Raw genomic sequence first — 15,651 nt, 5'->3', positions numbered from 1 at the left:
GTTCCGGGGCCCTGGGACCGCTCAGTCGAGCGGGCGGTAGTTCACACCCAGGGCCTCGATCCGCGTCAGGTGCGTCCGCAGCCGGCCGAGGAACTCGTCGTACGAGATCTTGGGGGAACCCCAGGCGCGCTCGGCCAGCGCGGACAGCCGCGGGAGCAGCATGTAGCCGACCTGCTCCGGTCCCTCCATGTACTCGGTCCAGACGTTGCACTGGGTCCCGATGATCAGCTCGGCCTCCTCGGCGCTCAGCCCGGCCGGGATCACCTCGAAGTCGTAGACCTTCTCCAGTGGGATGAAGTTGCCGATCGCCAGCGGCTCGGTAGCCGGATCGCCTTGGTAGTAGTCGAAGTAGACCGACTCGCTCGGCGTCATGACCGTCTGGTGGCCGGCCTTGACCGCGACCTCACCGCGCTCGGCGCTGCGCCACGCCATGATGACGGCGTCCTTCGGGCAGTCGGTCTCGACCATCTCGTCCCAGCCGACCAGCCGCCGGCCGGCCTCCTCCAGCACGCTCGCGACCTGCGCGGTGAACCAGCCCTGCAGTTGCTCGGCGTGCTCGAGGCCGAGGTCGGCCTGGCGCTTCTGGGCCTTCTCGGCGATGTGCCACTGCACCGACGGGCACTCATCGCCGCCGAGGTGGATGTACGGGCTGGGGAAGATGTCGAGCACCTCGCGCAGCACGGTCCGGACGAACTCGACGGTCTCGTCGTTGACGTTCAGGACGTCGTCGCTGATCCCCCACTCCTGCCGGACCGTGAGCTGGTGGTCCGGGAAGTTGCCGAGCTCCGGGTACGCCGCGATCGCAGCCTGCATGTGACCCGGCAGATCGATCTCCGGGACCACGGTGATGCCGCGTTCGGCGGCGTACTCGACGATCTCGCGCAGGTCGGCCTTGGTGTAGAAACCGCCGTGCCGGGTGCCGTCGTAGGTGAACTTCCGCTGCTGGTGCGACATCTTGCCGACCATGGTCTCGTTGCGCCACGCACCGACCTCGGTGAGCTTCGGGTACGCCTCGATCTCGACCCGCCAGCCCTGGTCGTCGGTGAGGTGGAAGTGCAGCACGTTCAGCCGGTGCAGGGCGAGCACGTCGATCACCTTGAGCACGAAGTCCTTCGGCATGAAGTGCCGCGCGACATCGAGCATCACCCCGCGCCAAGCGAACTGCGGCGCGTCAGCGATGTGCACAGCCGGTACGGCGACCTTCCCGTCCTCGGCCGGCTCCGCCGCATCGAGCAACTGCCCGTACGTCGTCTCGGCGTGCCGGAGCGCATCCTCGGAGCCGGCCGCCAGCCGGGCGCCGTCCGCGGTCACGTCGATCCGGTACTCGGTCTCGCCGAGGTTCTCCACCACGTCGCGGATCGCCTCCGCGACCGGGTCCGCGGTGAGCCAGCGGGCGTCGGCGACGGTGAGTTCGCGCGGCGCGGGGACGATCGCGATGTCGGGCATCTGAGGAGCTCCCAAGCAGCCAGGGGTATTTATGCAACCCTATTCTAAAATTACTTCTGCTGCGCTGTCAGGTAGATGAGAGAGTGACCTGGTGACCGCCGACCTGCAACGAACGACAGTCCGGGTTCTGGTAGCCAGCAACGTACTCGGTGGCGTGGCGATGGCCAGCGGGTTCGCCGTCGCCGGACTGCTCGCCGAACGCATCTCGGGATCCACCTCGATGGCCGGTCTGGTGGCCACGTCGACCACGCTCGGGGCCGCGGCCCTCGCCGTACCGCTGGCTCGGCTGGCCCGGACTCGTGGCCGCCGGTTCGCGTTGACCGTCGGCTATGTGATCGGCACGGCGGGCGCCGTACTGACTATCGTCGCCGCACAGGTCAGCTCACTCGCTCTGCTGCTTCTGGCTGGGTGTCTGTTCGGCAGCGGTACGGCGTCCAACCTGCAGTCCCGGTACGCCGCTACTGACGCGGCTGACCCGGCGCGTGTCGCACGAGCCCTGTCGCTGGTCGTGTGGGCGACCACGATCGGTGTGGTCATCGGGCCGAACCTCACTGGCGCCGGTGCCAGTGTCGGCGACTCACTCGGCATCCAGCCGCTGGCTGGCCCGTATGTGTTCTCAGTGGTCGCACTGGCGTTGAGCCTCGCCACTATCTGGTTCGGGCTCCGCAGCCTGCCTCGGCCCCGGACTGCTCTGGTCGAACGGCAGCCGCTGGCAGTGACCTTCCGACGCGTCATAGCGATCCCCCATGCCCGCTTGGGCTTGCTGGCGATCGCTACTGCTCATGCGGTGATGGTCGGGGTGATGTCGATGACCTCGGTACACCTGCGGCACCATGGCGCTTCGCTGACGATCGTCGGCTTCGTCATCAGCGGCCATGTCGCCGGGATGTACGCACTGTCGCCGGTGATGGGCTGGCTGGCGGACCGACTCGGCCGCATCCCCACGATCGGTATCGGGCTCGCCGTACTCGCTCTGGCGATGACAGTAGCGGCTCTGGCACCGGACGACGCTCACGGCATGACTGCAGTTGCTCTGGTCCTGCTGGGACTCGGGTGGTCGGCCTGTCTGGTTTCCGGCTCCACACTGCTGTCTCGCTCAGTCCCTGACGACATCCGCACCTCGGCCCAAGGACTGTCCGACCTCACGATGGGCGTGCTCGCTTCACTCTCCGGTACGGCGGCCGGTCCGGTGCTGGCGCATTTCGGGTTCCACTGGCTCGCCGTACTGTGCGGTCTGCTCCTGATCCCGGTCGCCCTGCTCGCGGCGACGACCAGGCAGTCAATACCCTCTACGACGTGAGCATCGCGGACGGTGGGATCCCCAGCCCCAACATCTGGCACCACCCGAAGGTATACGAGGTCGAGAACCACGCGGTCGACCCGGACGGCGTGATCGAGCCGGCCATGCGCGCGATCCGGGACTGGGCCGGTTCCACCGTGCTCGACATCGGTTGCGGGACCGGCTTCCACCTCCCCCGCTTCGCTGCGACCGCGGCCCGGGTGATCGGGGTCGAGCCGCACGGAGCACTCGCGGACGCGGCCCAACGCCGTACCAAAGACTTGCCGAACGTCGAGGTCCGCCAAGGCACCGCCCAACGACTTCCGGTACCGGACTCATCCATCGACGTGATGCACGCCCGCTGGGCCTACTTCTTCGGCCCCGGCTGCGAACCCGGCCTGACCGAACTCGACCGCGTGATGCGCCGCGGCGGAACCGCCTTCGTGATCGACAACGACGGCAGCCGCTCGACCTTCGGCCGCTGGTTCAGCGAGTGCTACCCGATGATCAAGCCCGCCGAGGTCGAACGCTTCTGGGCCTTGCACGGCTGGGACCGCACCGCGTTGGACATGGGCTGGCGCTTCACGACCCGCGCCGACCTCGAATCCGTCCTCCGGATCGAGTTCACCCCCGCCGACGCCGACCGCATCATCGCCTCCCACACCGGCACCTCCGTCGACTACGCCATCAACCTCTGGCACAAAACCTTCTAGCCCCACCGCCCCATCGCCCAGCCCGCATGTGAACGGGCAACCCTCCACCTCGCGCGGCAACCCCACCCCGCACCCCGTCGCCTTCCACGTGACCCCCATTTCCCTGGCTAGGCACCCAAATTGGGGGTTCTGCACTCTTAACCATGGTGCCGAACCCCCCATTTGCCTGGCTAGGCACCCAAATGCCCCACCCCGCACCCCGTCGCCTCCCACGTGACCCCCATTTCCCTGGCTAGGCACCCACATTGGGGGTTCTGCACTCTTAACCACGGTGCTGAACCCCCGATTTCGCTGGCTAGCGAGGGAAATCCGGTACGGCGAGGGCGGGGGGGTGGCGGCCGCGGGTGGGGCCGGGCGGGGACGGGGTGGGCGTGGCGGGGTCGGGGTGGGCGGGTCGGGGTGGGCGGGGTGGGGACGGGGTGGGCGGGGTGGGCGGGGTGGCGGGGACTGTCGGTGGGGGCGGATAGGTTGCGGGTATGGCGAAGGTGGTGACGGCTAAGGGGAAGTCGGCGTTCGCGTGTTCGGAGTGTGGGTGGACTTCGGCGCGCTGGATCGGCCGGTGTGGCGAATGCCAGGCCTGGGGAACCGTGCAGGAGGTCGGGGCGGCGAAGGCGGCCCGGATCACGGCCGGGCCGGTGACGTCGCCGGCGATGCCGATCGCCAAGGTGTCCGCGATCGAGGCCGAGTCGCGGCCGACCGGGATCGGGGAGCTCGACCGGGTGCTCGGCGGCGGCGTCGTACCGGGTGCGGTGATCCTGCTGGCCGGTGAGCCCGGCGTCGGCAAGTCGACGCTGCTGCTCGAGGTCGCGGCGCAGTCCGCGCGCGGTGGGCACCGGACGCTGTATGTGTCGGGTGAGGAGTCGGCCGCCCAGGTGCGGATGCGCGCCGGGCGGACGGATGCGCTGGTCGACGAGCTGTATCTGGCGGCCGAGACCGATCTCGGTGCGGTGGTTGGTCATGTCGACGCGGTCGAGCCGGCGTTCCTGGTGATCGACTCGGTGCAGACGATGGCGCATCCCGAGGTCGACGGTGCGCCGGGCGGGGTCACCCAGGTTCGCGAGGTCACCGGCGCGCTCGTGCGGCTGGCGAAGGAGCGGAACATCGCGGTCGTCCTGGTCGGCCACGTCACCAAGGAAGGCGCGATCGCCGGACCGCGGATGCTCGAGCACCTGGTCGATGTCGTGCTCGCCTTCGACGGCGACCGGCACTCCGGCTTCCGGATGGTCCGCGCCACCAAGAACCGGTTCGGCCCGTCCGACGAGGTCGGCTGTTTCGACATGGTCGACACCGGCATCGTCGAGGTCACCGACCCGACCGGCCTGTTCGTCTCCGAGCACGCCGAGCCCGTCGCCGGGACGTGCGTCACCGTGATGATGGAGGGTCGCCGCCCGCTCCTCGCCGAGGTCCAGGCGCTGGTCGGCGCATCCGCCGCACCCCAACCTCGCCGTACGACGTCTGGTCTCGAATCGCAGCGGGTCGCGATGGTGCTCGCGGTCCTCGGCAACCGCGCCGGTCTGAAACTGCACGACAAGGAGGTGTACGTCGCCACTGTGGGCGGCGTGAAGATCACCGAACCGGTCGCTGACCTGGCCGTCGCCATCGCGGTCGCCTCCTCGGAGATGGACAGGCCGATCCACCCGGGCCTGGTCGCGATCGGCGAGGTCGGTCTGGCCGGCGAGGTGCGCCGGGTCGGCGGTCTGGAGAAGCGCCTGGCCGAAGCCGCCCGCCTCGGCTTCACCAAGGCGATCATCCCGGCCGACATCCCCAACCGCAGCAAGGACCTCAAGCCGATGGACATCCAGGCCAAGTACGGCCTCCGCACCTTCGCCGCCCCCGACATCCGCTCCGCCCTGCTCGCCGCCGGCCTCACCTGAGCCCACCCCGTCGGCCCCAATTTGGTGGGCCCGCCCACCGGCCTGCTCGCCGCCGGCCTCACCTGAGCCCGACCCCATCGGCCTCAATTTGGTGGGCCCACCCACCGGCCTGCTCGCCGCCGGCCTCACCTGAGCCCGACCCCATCGGCCTCAATTTGGTGGGCCCACCCACCGGCGTGTGGGTGAGCTAGCCGCATGCGATGGGCTCACCCCCACGCGGATGAGTCAGCCCATCGCATGGTGGGTGGGCCAACCGCGTGCGGTTAGCCAGCCCACAACCGGATGGGTTAACCCACGAGATTGTGGGTTCTCCACCCGCATGCGGGTCCATAACCCACCAGCCCATGGGTTAACCCACCAGATGCCCGCCGATACGGTCGCGCGGAGCGCCACGTCGTACCGGCGGACTTTGTGCACGGGTCAACCGTGGGGTGCTCGGCGAAGTGGTTGAGCCGTGCTCAAGGTCGCGCGGTCGACCCACTTTGTGCACGGGTCGACCACTTTTGGGGCGGGCAGATGGTTGAGCCGTGCTCAAGGTCGCGCGGTCGACCCACTTTGTGCACGGGTCGACCACTTTTGGGGTGGGGAGATGGTTGAGCCGTGCTCAAGGTCGCGCGGTCGACCCACTTTGTGCACGGGTCGACCACTTTTGGGGCGGGGAGATGGTCGAGCCGTGCTCAACGTCGTACCGGCTGAGGTGGAGGCCACTCGCTCCCTGCGATTCGTCGCCCCACCCATTTGATGGTCAGCCCACCAAATGGGGATCGCCCGGGGACCGGCTCCGGCGAGCTGTGTTCCTGCCCACACCCGCACCCGGGGCGTGAGACTAGGGATGCCCGGGAGCCGACGGGGGAACGTAGGCTGGGGTGGCCCCCCGGGTTCAGTGCTGAGCCCGTGACCCCGCCCGGTGTACGCCGGATGACCGCAGGAGCATCAGATGACCGGATCCAGAGTTGTCGCGCTCGGCCACTACCAGCCCGAGCGGGTGCTCACCAACGCCGAACTGGCGACCATGGTCGAGACCAACGACGAGTGGATCCAGAGCCGCGTCGGGATCAAGGAGCGCCGGATCGCGGCACCCGACGAGTCGGTCGACGAGATGGCCTGGCGGGCCGCTGCCAAGGCGCTGGCCAACGCCGGCATCGACAGCGCCGAGATCGACTACATCGTGGTCGCGACCTGTACGGCGATCGACCGCTCACCGAACATGGCCGCCCGGGTCGCCGCCCGGCTCGGCCTCGGCCACCCGGCCGCGCTCGACATCAACACCGCGTGCTCGGGCTTCGCCTACGCGCTCGCGACCGCCGACCAGGCCATCCGGGCCGGTGCCGCGACGAAGGCGATCGTGATCGGCGTCGAGAAGCTGAGCGACTGGACGGACTGGACCGACCGCACCACCTGCGTGCTGATCGGCGACGGCGCGGGCGCCGCCGTACTGGTCGCGAGCGACGAGCCGCAGGTCGGCCCGGTCGTGTGGGGTTCGGTGCCGGAGATGTCCGACGCGGTCCGGATCGAGGGGCGCGAGGGCTCGTTCCAGCAGGAGGGGCTGAGCGTCTTCCGCTGGGCCACCACGCAGCTGCCGGTGATCGCCCAGCAGGTCTGCGAGAAGGCCGGCATCAAGCCCGAGGACCTCGGCGGCGTCGTCCTGCACCAGGCCAACCTGCGGATCATCGAGCCGCTGGCCAAGCGCCTCGGCGCGGTCAACGCGGTGGTCGCGAAGGACGTGGTCGAGTCCGGCAACACCTCCGCGGCGAGCATCCCGATCGCGTGGTCGAAGCTGGTCGAGAAGCGCGAGATTCCGTCCGGCGCGCCGGTGCTGCTGTTCGGATTCGGCGGCGGACTCTCGTACGCCGGACAGGTCGTCCGCACCCCCTGACGCCGCAGGGGTCCCGCCGTTTCGGGGCCGGTCCCCGCGTAATCGGGAATTGCACGGTCCGGATGCACGAGCGCGTGCACGCGCACCTGCAAGGTCAACCGGATCGAGGGTCCCCGCGAGAGTGCTCCGCGGGGACTTAGCACCCATGGCATCCGCGCAACCGCATAGACTCACCTTCCGTGGCCCCGAACTCCGACAAGAACAGCACCGGCGCCCGGATGCGCGCGACCCTCGCGGCGGTGGCACCGGGTACCGAACTGCGTGAAGGCCTGGAACGGATTCTGCGCGGGCGAACCGGCGCACTCCTGGTCCTGGGGAACGACAAGGTCGTGGACTCGATCTCGACCGGCGGCTTCGAGATCGGCATCGAGTTCACCGCGACCGGTCTGCGTGAGCTGAGCAAGATGGACGGCGCGATCGTCCTCGACCGCGACGCCACCCGGCTGATGCGGGCAGCCGTGCACCTGATGCCGGACCCCTCCATCCACACCGACGAGACCGGCACCCGGCACCGCACCGCCGACCGGGTCGCCCGGCAGACCGGGTTCCCGGTGATCTCGGTGTCGCAGTCGATGCACATCATCGCCCTGTACGTCGACGACCAGCGCTACGTGCTCGAGGACTCCGGAGCGATCCTGTCCCGGGCGAACCAGGCGCTGGCCACCCTCGAGCGGTACAAGCTGCGACTCGACGAGGTCTCCGGCACGCTCTCCGCACTGGAGATCGAGGACCTGGTCACGGTTCGCGACGTGGCCGCGGTCGCCCAGCGACTCGAGATGGTCCGCCGGATCGCGACCGAGATCGACGGCTACGTGGTCGAGCTCGGCACCGACGGCCGGCTGCTCACACTGCAACTGAACGAGCTGGTCGCCGGTGTCGCCGGTGAGCGCGAACTCGTCGTACGGGATTATCTGCCGCCGGCCGGTGGCCGCCGCGCCAAGGGTGTGGAGGACGTCCTGCTCGAGCTGGACGCGGTCAGCCCGACCGACCTGCTCGACATCGGCCAGGTCGCCCGGGCGCTGCAGCTCGGCGGCGCCGAGCAGCTCGACGCCGCGGTCACCCCGCGCGGCTACCGGCTGCTGGCCAAGGTCCCGCGTCTGCCCGGTGCCGTGATCGACCGCCTGATCGAGCACTTCGGCCACCTGCAGAAGCTGCTGGCCGCCAGCATCGACGACCTGCAGACCGTCGAGGGCGTCGGCGAGAACCGCGCCCGGACCGTCCGCGAGGGACTCTCCCGGCTGGCCGAGTCCAGCATCCTCGAACGCTACGTCTGACCTCAGGCTGACAGCGGCCCTCACCTCCCGGCGGAGGTGGGGGCCGCTTGCTTTCTCCGGCCTCGGCAAGTAATACTCCACGTGGAACATTTGACGCGGAACAATCCAGGTGGAGGATGCCAGATGGAGGATGATGGCTGAGCTGACGCCGCTGGCGATCTCGGTCCTCGCGCTGCTGCACGAGCGGCCGATGCACGCCTACGAGATGTACCAACTGCTGCTCCACCGGCATAACCACAAGATCGTGAAGATCCGGCCGGGCTCGCTCTACCACACCGTGGAGCGGCTGGCCGGTCAGGAATTCGTCCGGGCGACCGGGATCGAGCGATCCGGCAACCGTCCGGAGCGGACGACGTACGAACTGACCGACGCCGGCGCCGACGCGTTGCGCGGCCGGGTCGAGATCGGGCTCGAGACCTACACCTACGAGTTCCCACTCTTCCCGGTCGTGCTCGCCGAGGCACACAATCTCGACAAGGACGACGCCGTACTGCGTCTTCGCCGTCGTATCGAGGAGCTCGACCGCGTGATCGCGGAAGAAGACGCGGCCGAGGCCGAGGTCCGCGCCCGCGGCGTCCCCGAGCCGTACTGGTTGACCCTGGGGTACCTGAGGTCCCAGCTCGCCGCGGAACGCGACTGGCTCACCACCACCATCGAACGGATAGAGAGCAAGGACCTGCCATGGCATCCCCGCAAGAAGAAGTGAGGCCCTGGCCGGCGCTGTGGGCGCTGGTCGTCGGGTTCTTCATGATCCTGGTCGACTCGACCATCGTGTCGGTCGCGACCCCGTCGATCCTGGCCGACTTCGGTACCGACGTCGGCAGCGTCATCTGGGTCACCAGCGCCTACCTGCTCGCGTACGCCGTTCCCTTGCTGGTGACCGGGCGGCTCGGCGACCGGATCGGGCCGAAGAAGATGTACCTGACCGGTCTGACCGTGTTCACGCTCGCCTCCTTGTGGTGCGGGCTGACGAACTCGATCGCGATGCTGATCGTCGCGCGCGTCGTCCAAGGGCTCGGCGCCTCGATGGTGACGCCGCAGACGATGGCCGTGATCACCCGGATCTTCCCGCCGGACCAGCGCGGCAAGGCGATGAGCCTGTGGGGCGCGACCGCCGGCGTCGCCGTTCTGGTCGGCCCGATCCTCGGTGGCGTGCTGGTCGACGGCCTCGGCTGGCAGTGGATCTTCTTCGTCAACGTCCCGGTCGGCGTGATCGGCTTCGTGCTCGCGATGCGACTGGTCCCGGACCTGCCGACCCAGAAGCACAAGTTCGACCTGCTCGGGGTCGCCCTCAGCACGGTCGGCCTGTTCCTGCTGGTCTTCGGCATCCAGGAAGGCCAGAAGCACAACTGGGACCAGACCGTCTGGCTGATGATCATCGCGGGTGTCGTGATCATCGGGCTGTTCGTGCTCTGGCAGGCCCGCAACCGCAATGAGCCATTGTTGCCCTTGGCCCTCTTCCGCGACCGCAACTTCTCGCTGGCCAACGTCGCCATCACCACCGTGGGCTTCGCGGTGACGGCGATGGCGATCCCGCTGATGCTGTACGCGCAGGTCGTCCGCGGCCTGAGCCCGACCAAGGCCGCATTACTGCTCGCACCAATGGCGATCATCTCGGGTGCTCTGGCACCGTTCGTCGGCCGGCTGGTCGACACGACGCCGCCGCGGTACATCGCCGGCTTCGGCCTGGCCTGCAACGTGGTGGCGATGACCTGGCTGAGCCAGATCATCTCGCCCGACCTGCCGATCTGGCAGTTGCTGCTGCCGATGGCGTTGATGGGTGTAGCGAACGGCTTCATGTGGGCGCCGATCGGAAGCACCGCCACCCGGAACCTGCCGATGCACCAAGCCGGCGCCGGCGCGGGTGTCTACAACACAACACGTCAGGTTGGCGCAGTGCTCGGTAGCGCGGGCATCGCCGCGCTGATGGAGGCGCGGCTGGCGCACTACCTGCCCGGCATGAGCGGCAGTGTCGGCGGCGAGGGCGCAGCGTCCGGCGGGAAGCTGCCGGAGGTCGCACAGCAGGGCTTCAGTGATGCGATGGCGCAGTCGCTGTTGCTGCCGGCCAGTGTGCTGGTGATCGGTCTGATCGCCGCGCTCTGCTTCGCCAAGCCGGTACGGCGGCAGCCGCCTGCCGCAGCTGCTGCGTCAGGTGATCGTGAAGGCCTGCGCGGATGATTCCCGGCCGGCGAACACGGCCTTGACCACGTAGGTTCCCGGTTTGGCCACCGGCTGTCCAGGGAGGCAGCCGGGGCCGGACCGATGCCCGTTCCAGACCACGGTACTGGCGGCTTCTTTGCCCTTGGCAACGACCAGGGTGGCCTTCGGAATCGCTTGCCCACAATGGCTCGTGGTCCAGATCAGATCGGTACCGGACGTCACCGAGACGGTCAGCGAGTCCGGGTCGACGGTCGCCTTGCACTCGTCGGAGACAGCGTCGAGCCGAACGACGAAGTTCAGCGTCGCACCGGAGACGACCCGCCGAACGGCCGGCAACGTCTCGATCTTGATGTCCGACGCCGAGCACTTCACGTCCTGAGGCGGCGGCGTCTTCGACGGCGTCTCGCTCGGCTTGTCACTCGACTTCCCACTGGGGGTAGGCGTCGGCGTCTTCGTCGGCTTGCTCGTAGGCGTCGGCGTCTGCGTCGGCTCGTTGACGGCCGCCGACTTCTTCGGATCGTCCCCGCCCGGGAACAGCTGAAAGATCAGGAAGAACAGCAGCGCCAGGACGAACAGCACCAGTCCACGACGGAACCAGTACACGCTGGCGGGCAGGTGCCCGACCGGATGGAGCAGGCTGCTCATGCTCGCACCCTAATATCGGGTCTGTGCTCCACCAGACAGGCTCGCCGCTTCATGCCCCCGTTCTGCACTGGTACGACGTCAATGCGCGCGTACTGCCGTGGCGGGAACCAGATGCGGGTCCGTGGGCAGTCATGGTCAGCGAGTTCATGCTGCAGCAGACACCGGTCGCCCGCGTGCTCCCGGCGTACCAGCGGTGGTTGGAGCGGTGGCCCAAGCCCGCAGACCTGGCCGCAGAGCCGTCAGGCGAGGCTGTGCGGGCCTGGGACCGGCTCGGGTACCCACGACGCGCCCTACGGCTGCACGCGGCAGCACAGGCGATTGTGGAGCGCCATGGTGGTGAGGTGCCGAGCGACCACGCCGCACTGCTCGCTCTGCCCGGTGTAGGCACCTACACCGCGGCCGCGATCGCCTCGTTTGCGTTCGGGCAGCGTCACGCCGTCGTGGACACCAACGTCCGCCGAGTGCTCGCCAGAGCGATCACCGGCGTCGCACAGCCGACCATCTCCCCCACTGCGGCTGACCAGAGGCTCGCAGTCACCGCACTGCCGGCAGACGAAGCAACAGCAGCCCGCTGGGCAGTCGCCTCGATGGAGCTCGGCGCACTGGTCTGCACAGCCCGTACGCCGCGCTGCGCCGACTGCCCGATCCGCAGCCAATGCGCCTGGGTGCTGGCCGGGAGTCCGCCGTACGACGGTCCTCCTCGCAAGGGCCAGACCTACGAGGGCACCGACCGCCAGGTCCGCGGCCGCCTCCTGGCCGTCCTGCGCTCCGAGCACGGCGCCGTACCGAAGAAGGCTTTGGACGCGTGCTGGCAGGACCAGATCCAGCGGGAGCGTGCTCTGGATGGTCTGGTCGCCGACGGACTGGTGGAACCGCTCCCGCGCAACCGCTACCGCCTCCCCACCTGATGGGTTAACCCATCAGGTTGCGGGTTCTGCACCCGCATGCGGTGGGGGAACCCACAAGCTCATGGGTGAACCCATGAGATGGGGGTGGGAAACAAGCGGCCGGCTCGGTGAGGAGCCGGCCGTTCGGGTCTTGCTTCAGTTCTTCTTGCTGCCGGTGGTGGCTTCTGCGTCGTCGTCGGCGAGCAGGTCGAGCGGCATCGCCGGCTGGCCGGACAGCGTCGCCAGCATCTGGCGGACGTTGGTCAGCTGCGCGTTGATGCTGTCCCGGCGCTGCGTCGCGGCCGCGAGCTCACGCTCGGACTCGGCACGGATCCGCTCGGACTTGTCCTTCGCGGCGGCGACGATCTCCTGGGCCTGACGGTTCGCGTCGGCCAGCTGCTGCTGGGACAGCCGCTCGGCCTCGGAACGCGACCGGTCAGCCTCCCGCTGCACCTGCGCAGCGCGGTCGGTGACGGCAGCCAGCTGCTGCTCGGCGAGCGCCGTACGCGCGGCGAACTCCTGCTCGACCTTGCCACGGCGCTCGGCCAGGGTGGTCTCGAAGGCTGCGGCGGCCTGGGCGGACTTGGCGCGCTCCTGCTCGTAGAGGGCCTGCGCCTCGGACCGGCGGGCGGTCGCGTCGCGCTCGGCCTCGTCGCGCATGTCGTCGGCCTGCGTGCGGGCCTCCTCCAGGATGCGAGCCGCCTCCGCGTCGACCTCGCTCTTCCAGTCCAGGGAGTACTGCTCGGCCTCCTTGCGGACCTTCTTCGCGTGCGACTCACCGTCGGCGACGATGGCCTCGGCGTCGGTCCGCGCACGGGTCACCAGGTCACGGGCCTCGTCATCGGCCAGCGACAGGATCTTCGCCACCCGCTCACCGAACTCGGTGAAGGTCGGGGCGCGGTCCTTGTTGTCCTCCTGGGCGGAGATCACGGCCGATTCCGCGGCGTCGGTGCGCTGCTGGAGCTCCTGGACGTGCCGCTGGAGCTGCTCCGACTGCTGCTGCAGCGCGGTCAGCGAGGTGGTCAGCTCACGGATGTGCTGGTCCACCTGAGCGGGCTCGTAGCCACGCAGAACGGTACGGAACGGGGTTGGGCTTTCACTGCTCATGTTTTCCGATACTCACTTAATTGGGTGGGTGGATCACACATTGTCACTGACAAGGATCTGACTGTCACGTCCTCATCCTGATTCCCCCGTGGAACCCTCACTGGAAGACATTCCACCACCTGGGCGGAACCCTGGTACAGCGAGTGCCTCGATCACACCCGAAAGCTGGGTGAGCTCCTTGGTGATCTCGTCGCGGCGCTGATTCAAAGCCGCGACCCTCGCCTCGGCATCGGCGAGTAGTTTACGTGCCTGGGCGCGCAGTTCGTCCGCGTGCTCCCGGGCCTGCGCCTCGAGCTGCTGTGCCTCGGCGCGGGACTTGCGGATCAGCTCGTGGGACTGGCGCTGCGCGTCGGCGAGATCCTTGGCCGCGCGCTCGCGCAGGACCTGCGTGCTGGACTGCGCCTCGGTCTCGCGCCGGGTCGCCCGATCGACGATCTCCTTCGCCTCGAGCTCCGCTGCCGCCTTCTGCCGATCGGCCCGGGACTGCGCCTGCGCAGTCACCTTCTCGGCCTCCTGCCGCGCGGCGGTCAGCATCGCTTCGGCCTGCGCGGACGCGGATTCGAGCGTGCTCTCGGCGAGCGCGGTGTACTCCGCGTTCTCCTTGGCGATCGCTTCCTTGGTCTGCTTCAGCCGGCTGGTCGTGCGGCTGACCACGCGCCGCAGGTGTGCCCGCTTCTCCAGCATCATCTTGCCGGCCTGATACGCCGCCTGCTCGCGGATCGTCTGCGCTTCGGCCTCGGCCGTGCTGATCAGGTCATCGACGGTCTGCTTGCTCCACAGCGTCTGCTTCTCGGCCTCGGCCAGCGCCGCCTCGGCCGCCTTGTTCGCGTCGTCGACGATCCGCTGGGCCTCGATCGTCGCGTTCCGCCGGTCGGCCTCGATGGAGTCGACGACCAGTTTGGCCTGCGCCCGCGCATCGGCCATCAGCCGCTCGTTGGACAGCTCGGCCTCGGTCTTGCGCTCGGACAGGTCGGCCATCGCCTCGGCCCGGAGCTTGTCGATCTCCAGCGAGATCGCGGCCAGCTTGGCCCGCTCGGTCTCCTCGAGCTCCGCCGTACGGCGTTCCAGCTCGGCGCGGTTCTCGCCCCGGAGGCGCTCGATCTCGGCATGTGCCTCGGCGATCTGGGCCCGCGACTTCTCCCGGGCCGCCTCGACCTCCACTTCGACCGCGGCTCGCAGCTCGGCGGCCTCGGTCTCAGAGCGAGCGATCAGCTCGGCCTCGTTCTGTACGGCGGCCTGTGACACGAGCGCAGCCTGCTCACCCGCATCGGCCACCAACTGCTGCGCCTCGCGCCCAGCCCGGTCGACCATCAGGTCAGCCGCTTCACGAGCCTCCCGAGCCCCCAGGAGCAGCTCTTCGGCCTCGTCCTTCACCCGGGTGGCTTCGGCCTCGGACTCAGCCTTCAACCGCGCCGCCGCAGCCTCGGACTCCGCTTTCAGCCGGGCAGCTTCGGCCTCGGACGCTGCCTTCAGTGCCGCAGCCGCAGCCTCGGACTCGGCCTTCAACCGGGCAGCCGTGGACTCGGACTCCGACTTCAGCCGAGCGGCCTCGATCTCGGCAGCCTGCGTGACCCTGGTGGCCTCGGCCTCGGACTCTTCCTTGATCCGGGCAGCTTCCGCCTCGGACTCCGACTTCAGCCGGGCACCCTCGGTCTCGGCGCTTTCAGTGACGCGGGCCGCCTCGGCCTCGGCTGCGGCGATCCGGCGGTCGGCCGCGGCCTGCGACTCGGCCCGCAACCGGTCGGCGGTCGCCTGGCTCTCGTTCCGCAGTTGCTCGGCGGTCGATTCAGACTCGCTGCGCCGCTTGGCGACCTCCTCGGCGACCGACACGCGCAACTGCTCAGCCGCACGCTCGGCGCCGGCGGTCATCCGCTCCGACAGGGTGGCCGCCTCGGACCGGACGCGCTCTGCCTCAGTCGTCGACTCCACGCGCAGCTTCTCAGCCGCCTCCGCCGCTTCCCGCCGTACCCGCTCGGCTTCGGCAGTGGACTCGGCCTGCAGCCGCTCGGCGGCGTCCTGCGCCTCGGACCGGACTCGGTCCGCCTCGGCGGTGGACTCGGCGCGCAGCTGATCGGCTGCGCGCTCGGCGTCGCTCAGGAGTCGCTGAGCCGATGAGGTCGCGTCGGCGCGCAGCTTCTGGGCGGCCGCGTCAGCCGCCGCGCGGAGCTGCTCGGTCTCGGCCCGGGCGCGCTCGGCGTCCTCGCGGGCCAGGTCGTTCTCGTACTCCGCCTGCTCGCGCAGGGTGTCCGCGATCCGCTGTGCGCGCTCGAGCACGCCGCCCGCTTGCCGCACACCAAAAGAACCGGTGTCAGCGACCGGTTCTTGGGTCAGGGGCAGACGCGGTGCGTCCATGCGACGAGATGATTCCATCCTCGGCCCCCTTTCCGACA

The 15,651-nt window shown here is 69.1% G+C and carries 12 protein-coding genes; 8 read left to right on the top strand and 4 right to left on the bottom strand.

What is annotated here, in order from left to right; all coding sequences use genetic code 11:
• Positions 1 to 21: 21 nt before the first annotated feature.
• Positions 22 to 1,446: a beta-N-acetylhexosaminidase gene (locus ACFVWG_RS01245; protein ID WP_391541111.1), complete on the bottom strand. Its 1,425-nt coding sequence runs from the start codon at positions 1,444 to 1,446 to the stop codon at positions 22 to 24.
• A gap of 91 nt (positions 1,447 to 1,537) precedes the next feature.
• Here ACFVWG_RS01245 and ACFVWG_RS01240 point away from each other — a divergent pair, with 91 nt between their 5' ends.
• From ACFVWG_RS01240 to ACFVWG_RS01210, 7 genes are all read left to right on the top strand, one after another.
• Complete coding sequence (locus ACFVWG_RS01240; RefSeq protein ID WP_391541110.1) at positions 1,538 to 2,746, top strand: MFS transporter; 1,209 nt, start codon at positions 1,538 to 1,540, stop codon at positions 2,744 to 2,746.
• The gene (locus ACFVWG_RS01235) at positions 2,743 to 3,438 is read left to right on the top strand and encodes a class I SAM-dependent methyltransferase (RefSeq protein ID WP_391541109.1); all 696 of its coding nucleotides are present in this window, start codon (positions 2,743 to 2,745) and stop codon (positions 3,436 to 3,438) included. Before ACFVWG_RS01240 ends, ACFVWG_RS01235 begins: the two co-directional genes overlap by 4 nt.
• Before the next feature lie 476 nt (positions 3,439 to 3,914).
• A complete protein-coding gene (radA, locus tag ACFVWG_RS01230) occupies positions 3,915 to 5,312 on the top strand; it encodes a DNA repair protein RadA (RefSeq protein WP_391541108.1) in 1,398 nt (465 codons plus the stop codon).
• A gap of 937 nt (positions 5,313 to 6,249) precedes the next feature.
• Positions 6,250 to 7,188: a beta-ketoacyl-ACP synthase III gene (locus tag ACFVWG_RS01225; RefSeq protein ID WP_391541107.1), complete on the top strand. Its 939-nt coding sequence runs from the start codon at positions 6,250 to 6,252 to the stop codon at positions 7,186 to 7,188.
• Between the two features lie 218 nt (positions 7,189 to 7,406).
• Positions 7,407 to 8,462: a DNA integrity scanning diadenylate cyclase DisA gene (gene disA / locus ACFVWG_RS01220; RefSeq protein WP_391541530.1), complete on the top strand. Its 1,056-nt coding sequence runs from the start codon at positions 7,407 to 7,409 to the stop codon at positions 8,460 to 8,462.
• Positions 8,463 to 8,595: 133 nt separating this feature from the next.
• Positions 8,596 to 9,168 (top strand): PadR family transcriptional regulator, encoded by a 573-nt coding sequence (locus tag ACFVWG_RS01215; protein WP_391541106.1) that lies wholly within the window; start codon positions 8,596 to 8,598, stop codon positions 9,166 to 9,168.
• Positions 9,144 to 10,640 (top strand): DHA2 family efflux MFS transporter permease subunit, encoded by a 1,497-nt coding sequence (locus ACFVWG_RS01210; RefSeq protein ID WP_391541105.1) that lies wholly within the window; start codon positions 9,144 to 9,146, stop codon positions 10,638 to 10,640. Before ACFVWG_RS01215 ends, ACFVWG_RS01210 begins: the two co-directional genes overlap by 25 nt.
• Here the strand turns inward: ACFVWG_RS01210 and ACFVWG_RS01205 are convergent.
• Positions 10,611 to 11,267: a hypothetical protein gene (locus ACFVWG_RS01205; RefSeq protein ID WP_391541104.1), complete on the bottom strand. Its 657-nt coding sequence runs from the start codon at positions 11,265 to 11,267 to the stop codon at positions 10,611 to 10,613. The two genes, ACFVWG_RS01210 and ACFVWG_RS01205, sit on opposite strands and share 30 nt — an antisense overlap.
• Positions 11,268 to 11,290: 23 nt before the next feature.
• Here ACFVWG_RS01205 and ACFVWG_RS01200 point away from each other — a divergent pair, with 23 nt between their 5' ends.
• Positions 11,291 to 12,175 carry an A/G-specific adenine glycosylase gene (locus tag ACFVWG_RS01200; protein ID WP_391541103.1) on the top strand — a complete coding sequence of 295 codons (885 nt, stop codon included), beginning with the start codon at positions 11,291 to 11,293 and terminating at the stop codon, positions 12,173 to 12,175.
• Between the two features lie 135 nt (positions 12,176 to 12,310).
• Here ACFVWG_RS01200 and ACFVWG_RS01195 read toward each other — a convergent pair whose 3' ends face one another.
• Positions 12,311 to 13,261 carry a DivIVA domain-containing protein gene (locus tag ACFVWG_RS01195; RefSeq protein ID WP_132401660.1) on the bottom strand — a complete coding sequence of 317 codons (951 nt, stop codon included), beginning with the start codon at positions 13,259 to 13,261 and terminating at the stop codon, positions 12,311 to 12,313.
• Positions 13,262 to 13,333: 72 nt separating this feature from the next.
• Positions 13,334 to 15,613: a kinetoplast-associated-like protein gene (locus tag ACFVWG_RS01190; protein ID WP_391541102.1), complete on the bottom strand. Its 2,280-nt coding sequence runs from the start codon at positions 15,611 to 15,613 to the stop codon at positions 13,334 to 13,336.
• Positions 15,614 to 15,651 lie beyond the last annotated feature (38 nt).

The organism is Kribbella sp. NPDC058245 (assembly GCF_042882005.1).
Taxonomy (GTDB): domain Bacteria; phylum Actinomycetota; class Actinomycetes; order Propionibacteriales; family Kribbellaceae; genus Kribbella.
The sequence above is the reverse complement of the archived record's forward strand: the minus strand, read 5'-3'. Positions and strand labels throughout refer to the sequence as shown.

Coding starts and splice junctions, on each gene's coding strand:
- ACFVWG_RS01210 (WP_391541105.1), top strand. CDS start 9,144: ATGGCATCCCCGCAAGAAGAAGTGAGGCCCTGGCCGGCGCTGTGGGCG.
- ACFVWG_RS01215 (WP_391541106.1), top strand. CDS start 8,596: ATGGCTGAGCTGACGCCGCTGGCGATCTCGGTCCTCGCGCTGCTGCAC.
- ACFVWG_RS01225 (WP_391541107.1), top strand. CDS start 6,250: ATGACCGGATCCAGAGTTGTCGCGCTCGGCCACTACCAGCCCGAGCGG.
- ACFVWG_RS01205 (WP_391541104.1), bottom strand. CDS start 11,267: ATGAGCAGCCTGCTCCATCCGGTCGGGCACCTGCCCGCCAGCGTGTAC.
- ACFVWG_RS01195 (WP_132401660.1), bottom strand. CDS start 13,261: ATGAGCAGTGAAAGCCCAACCCCGTTCCGTACCGTTCTGCGTGGCTAC.
- ACFVWG_RS01245 (WP_391541111.1), bottom strand. CDS start 1,446: ATGCCCGACATCGCGATCGTCCCCGCGCCGCGCGAACTCACCGTCGCC.
- ACFVWG_RS01190 (WP_391541102.1), bottom strand. CDS start 15,613: ATGGACGCACCGCGTCTGCCCCTGACCCAAGAACCGGTCGCTGACACC.
- radA (WP_391541108.1), top strand. CDS start 3,915: ATGGCGAAGGTGGTGACGGCTAAGGGGAAGTCGGCGTTCGCGTGTTCG.
- disA (WP_391541530.1), top strand. CDS start 7,407: ATGCGCGCGACCCTCGCGGCGGTGGCACCGGGTACCGAACTGCGTGAA.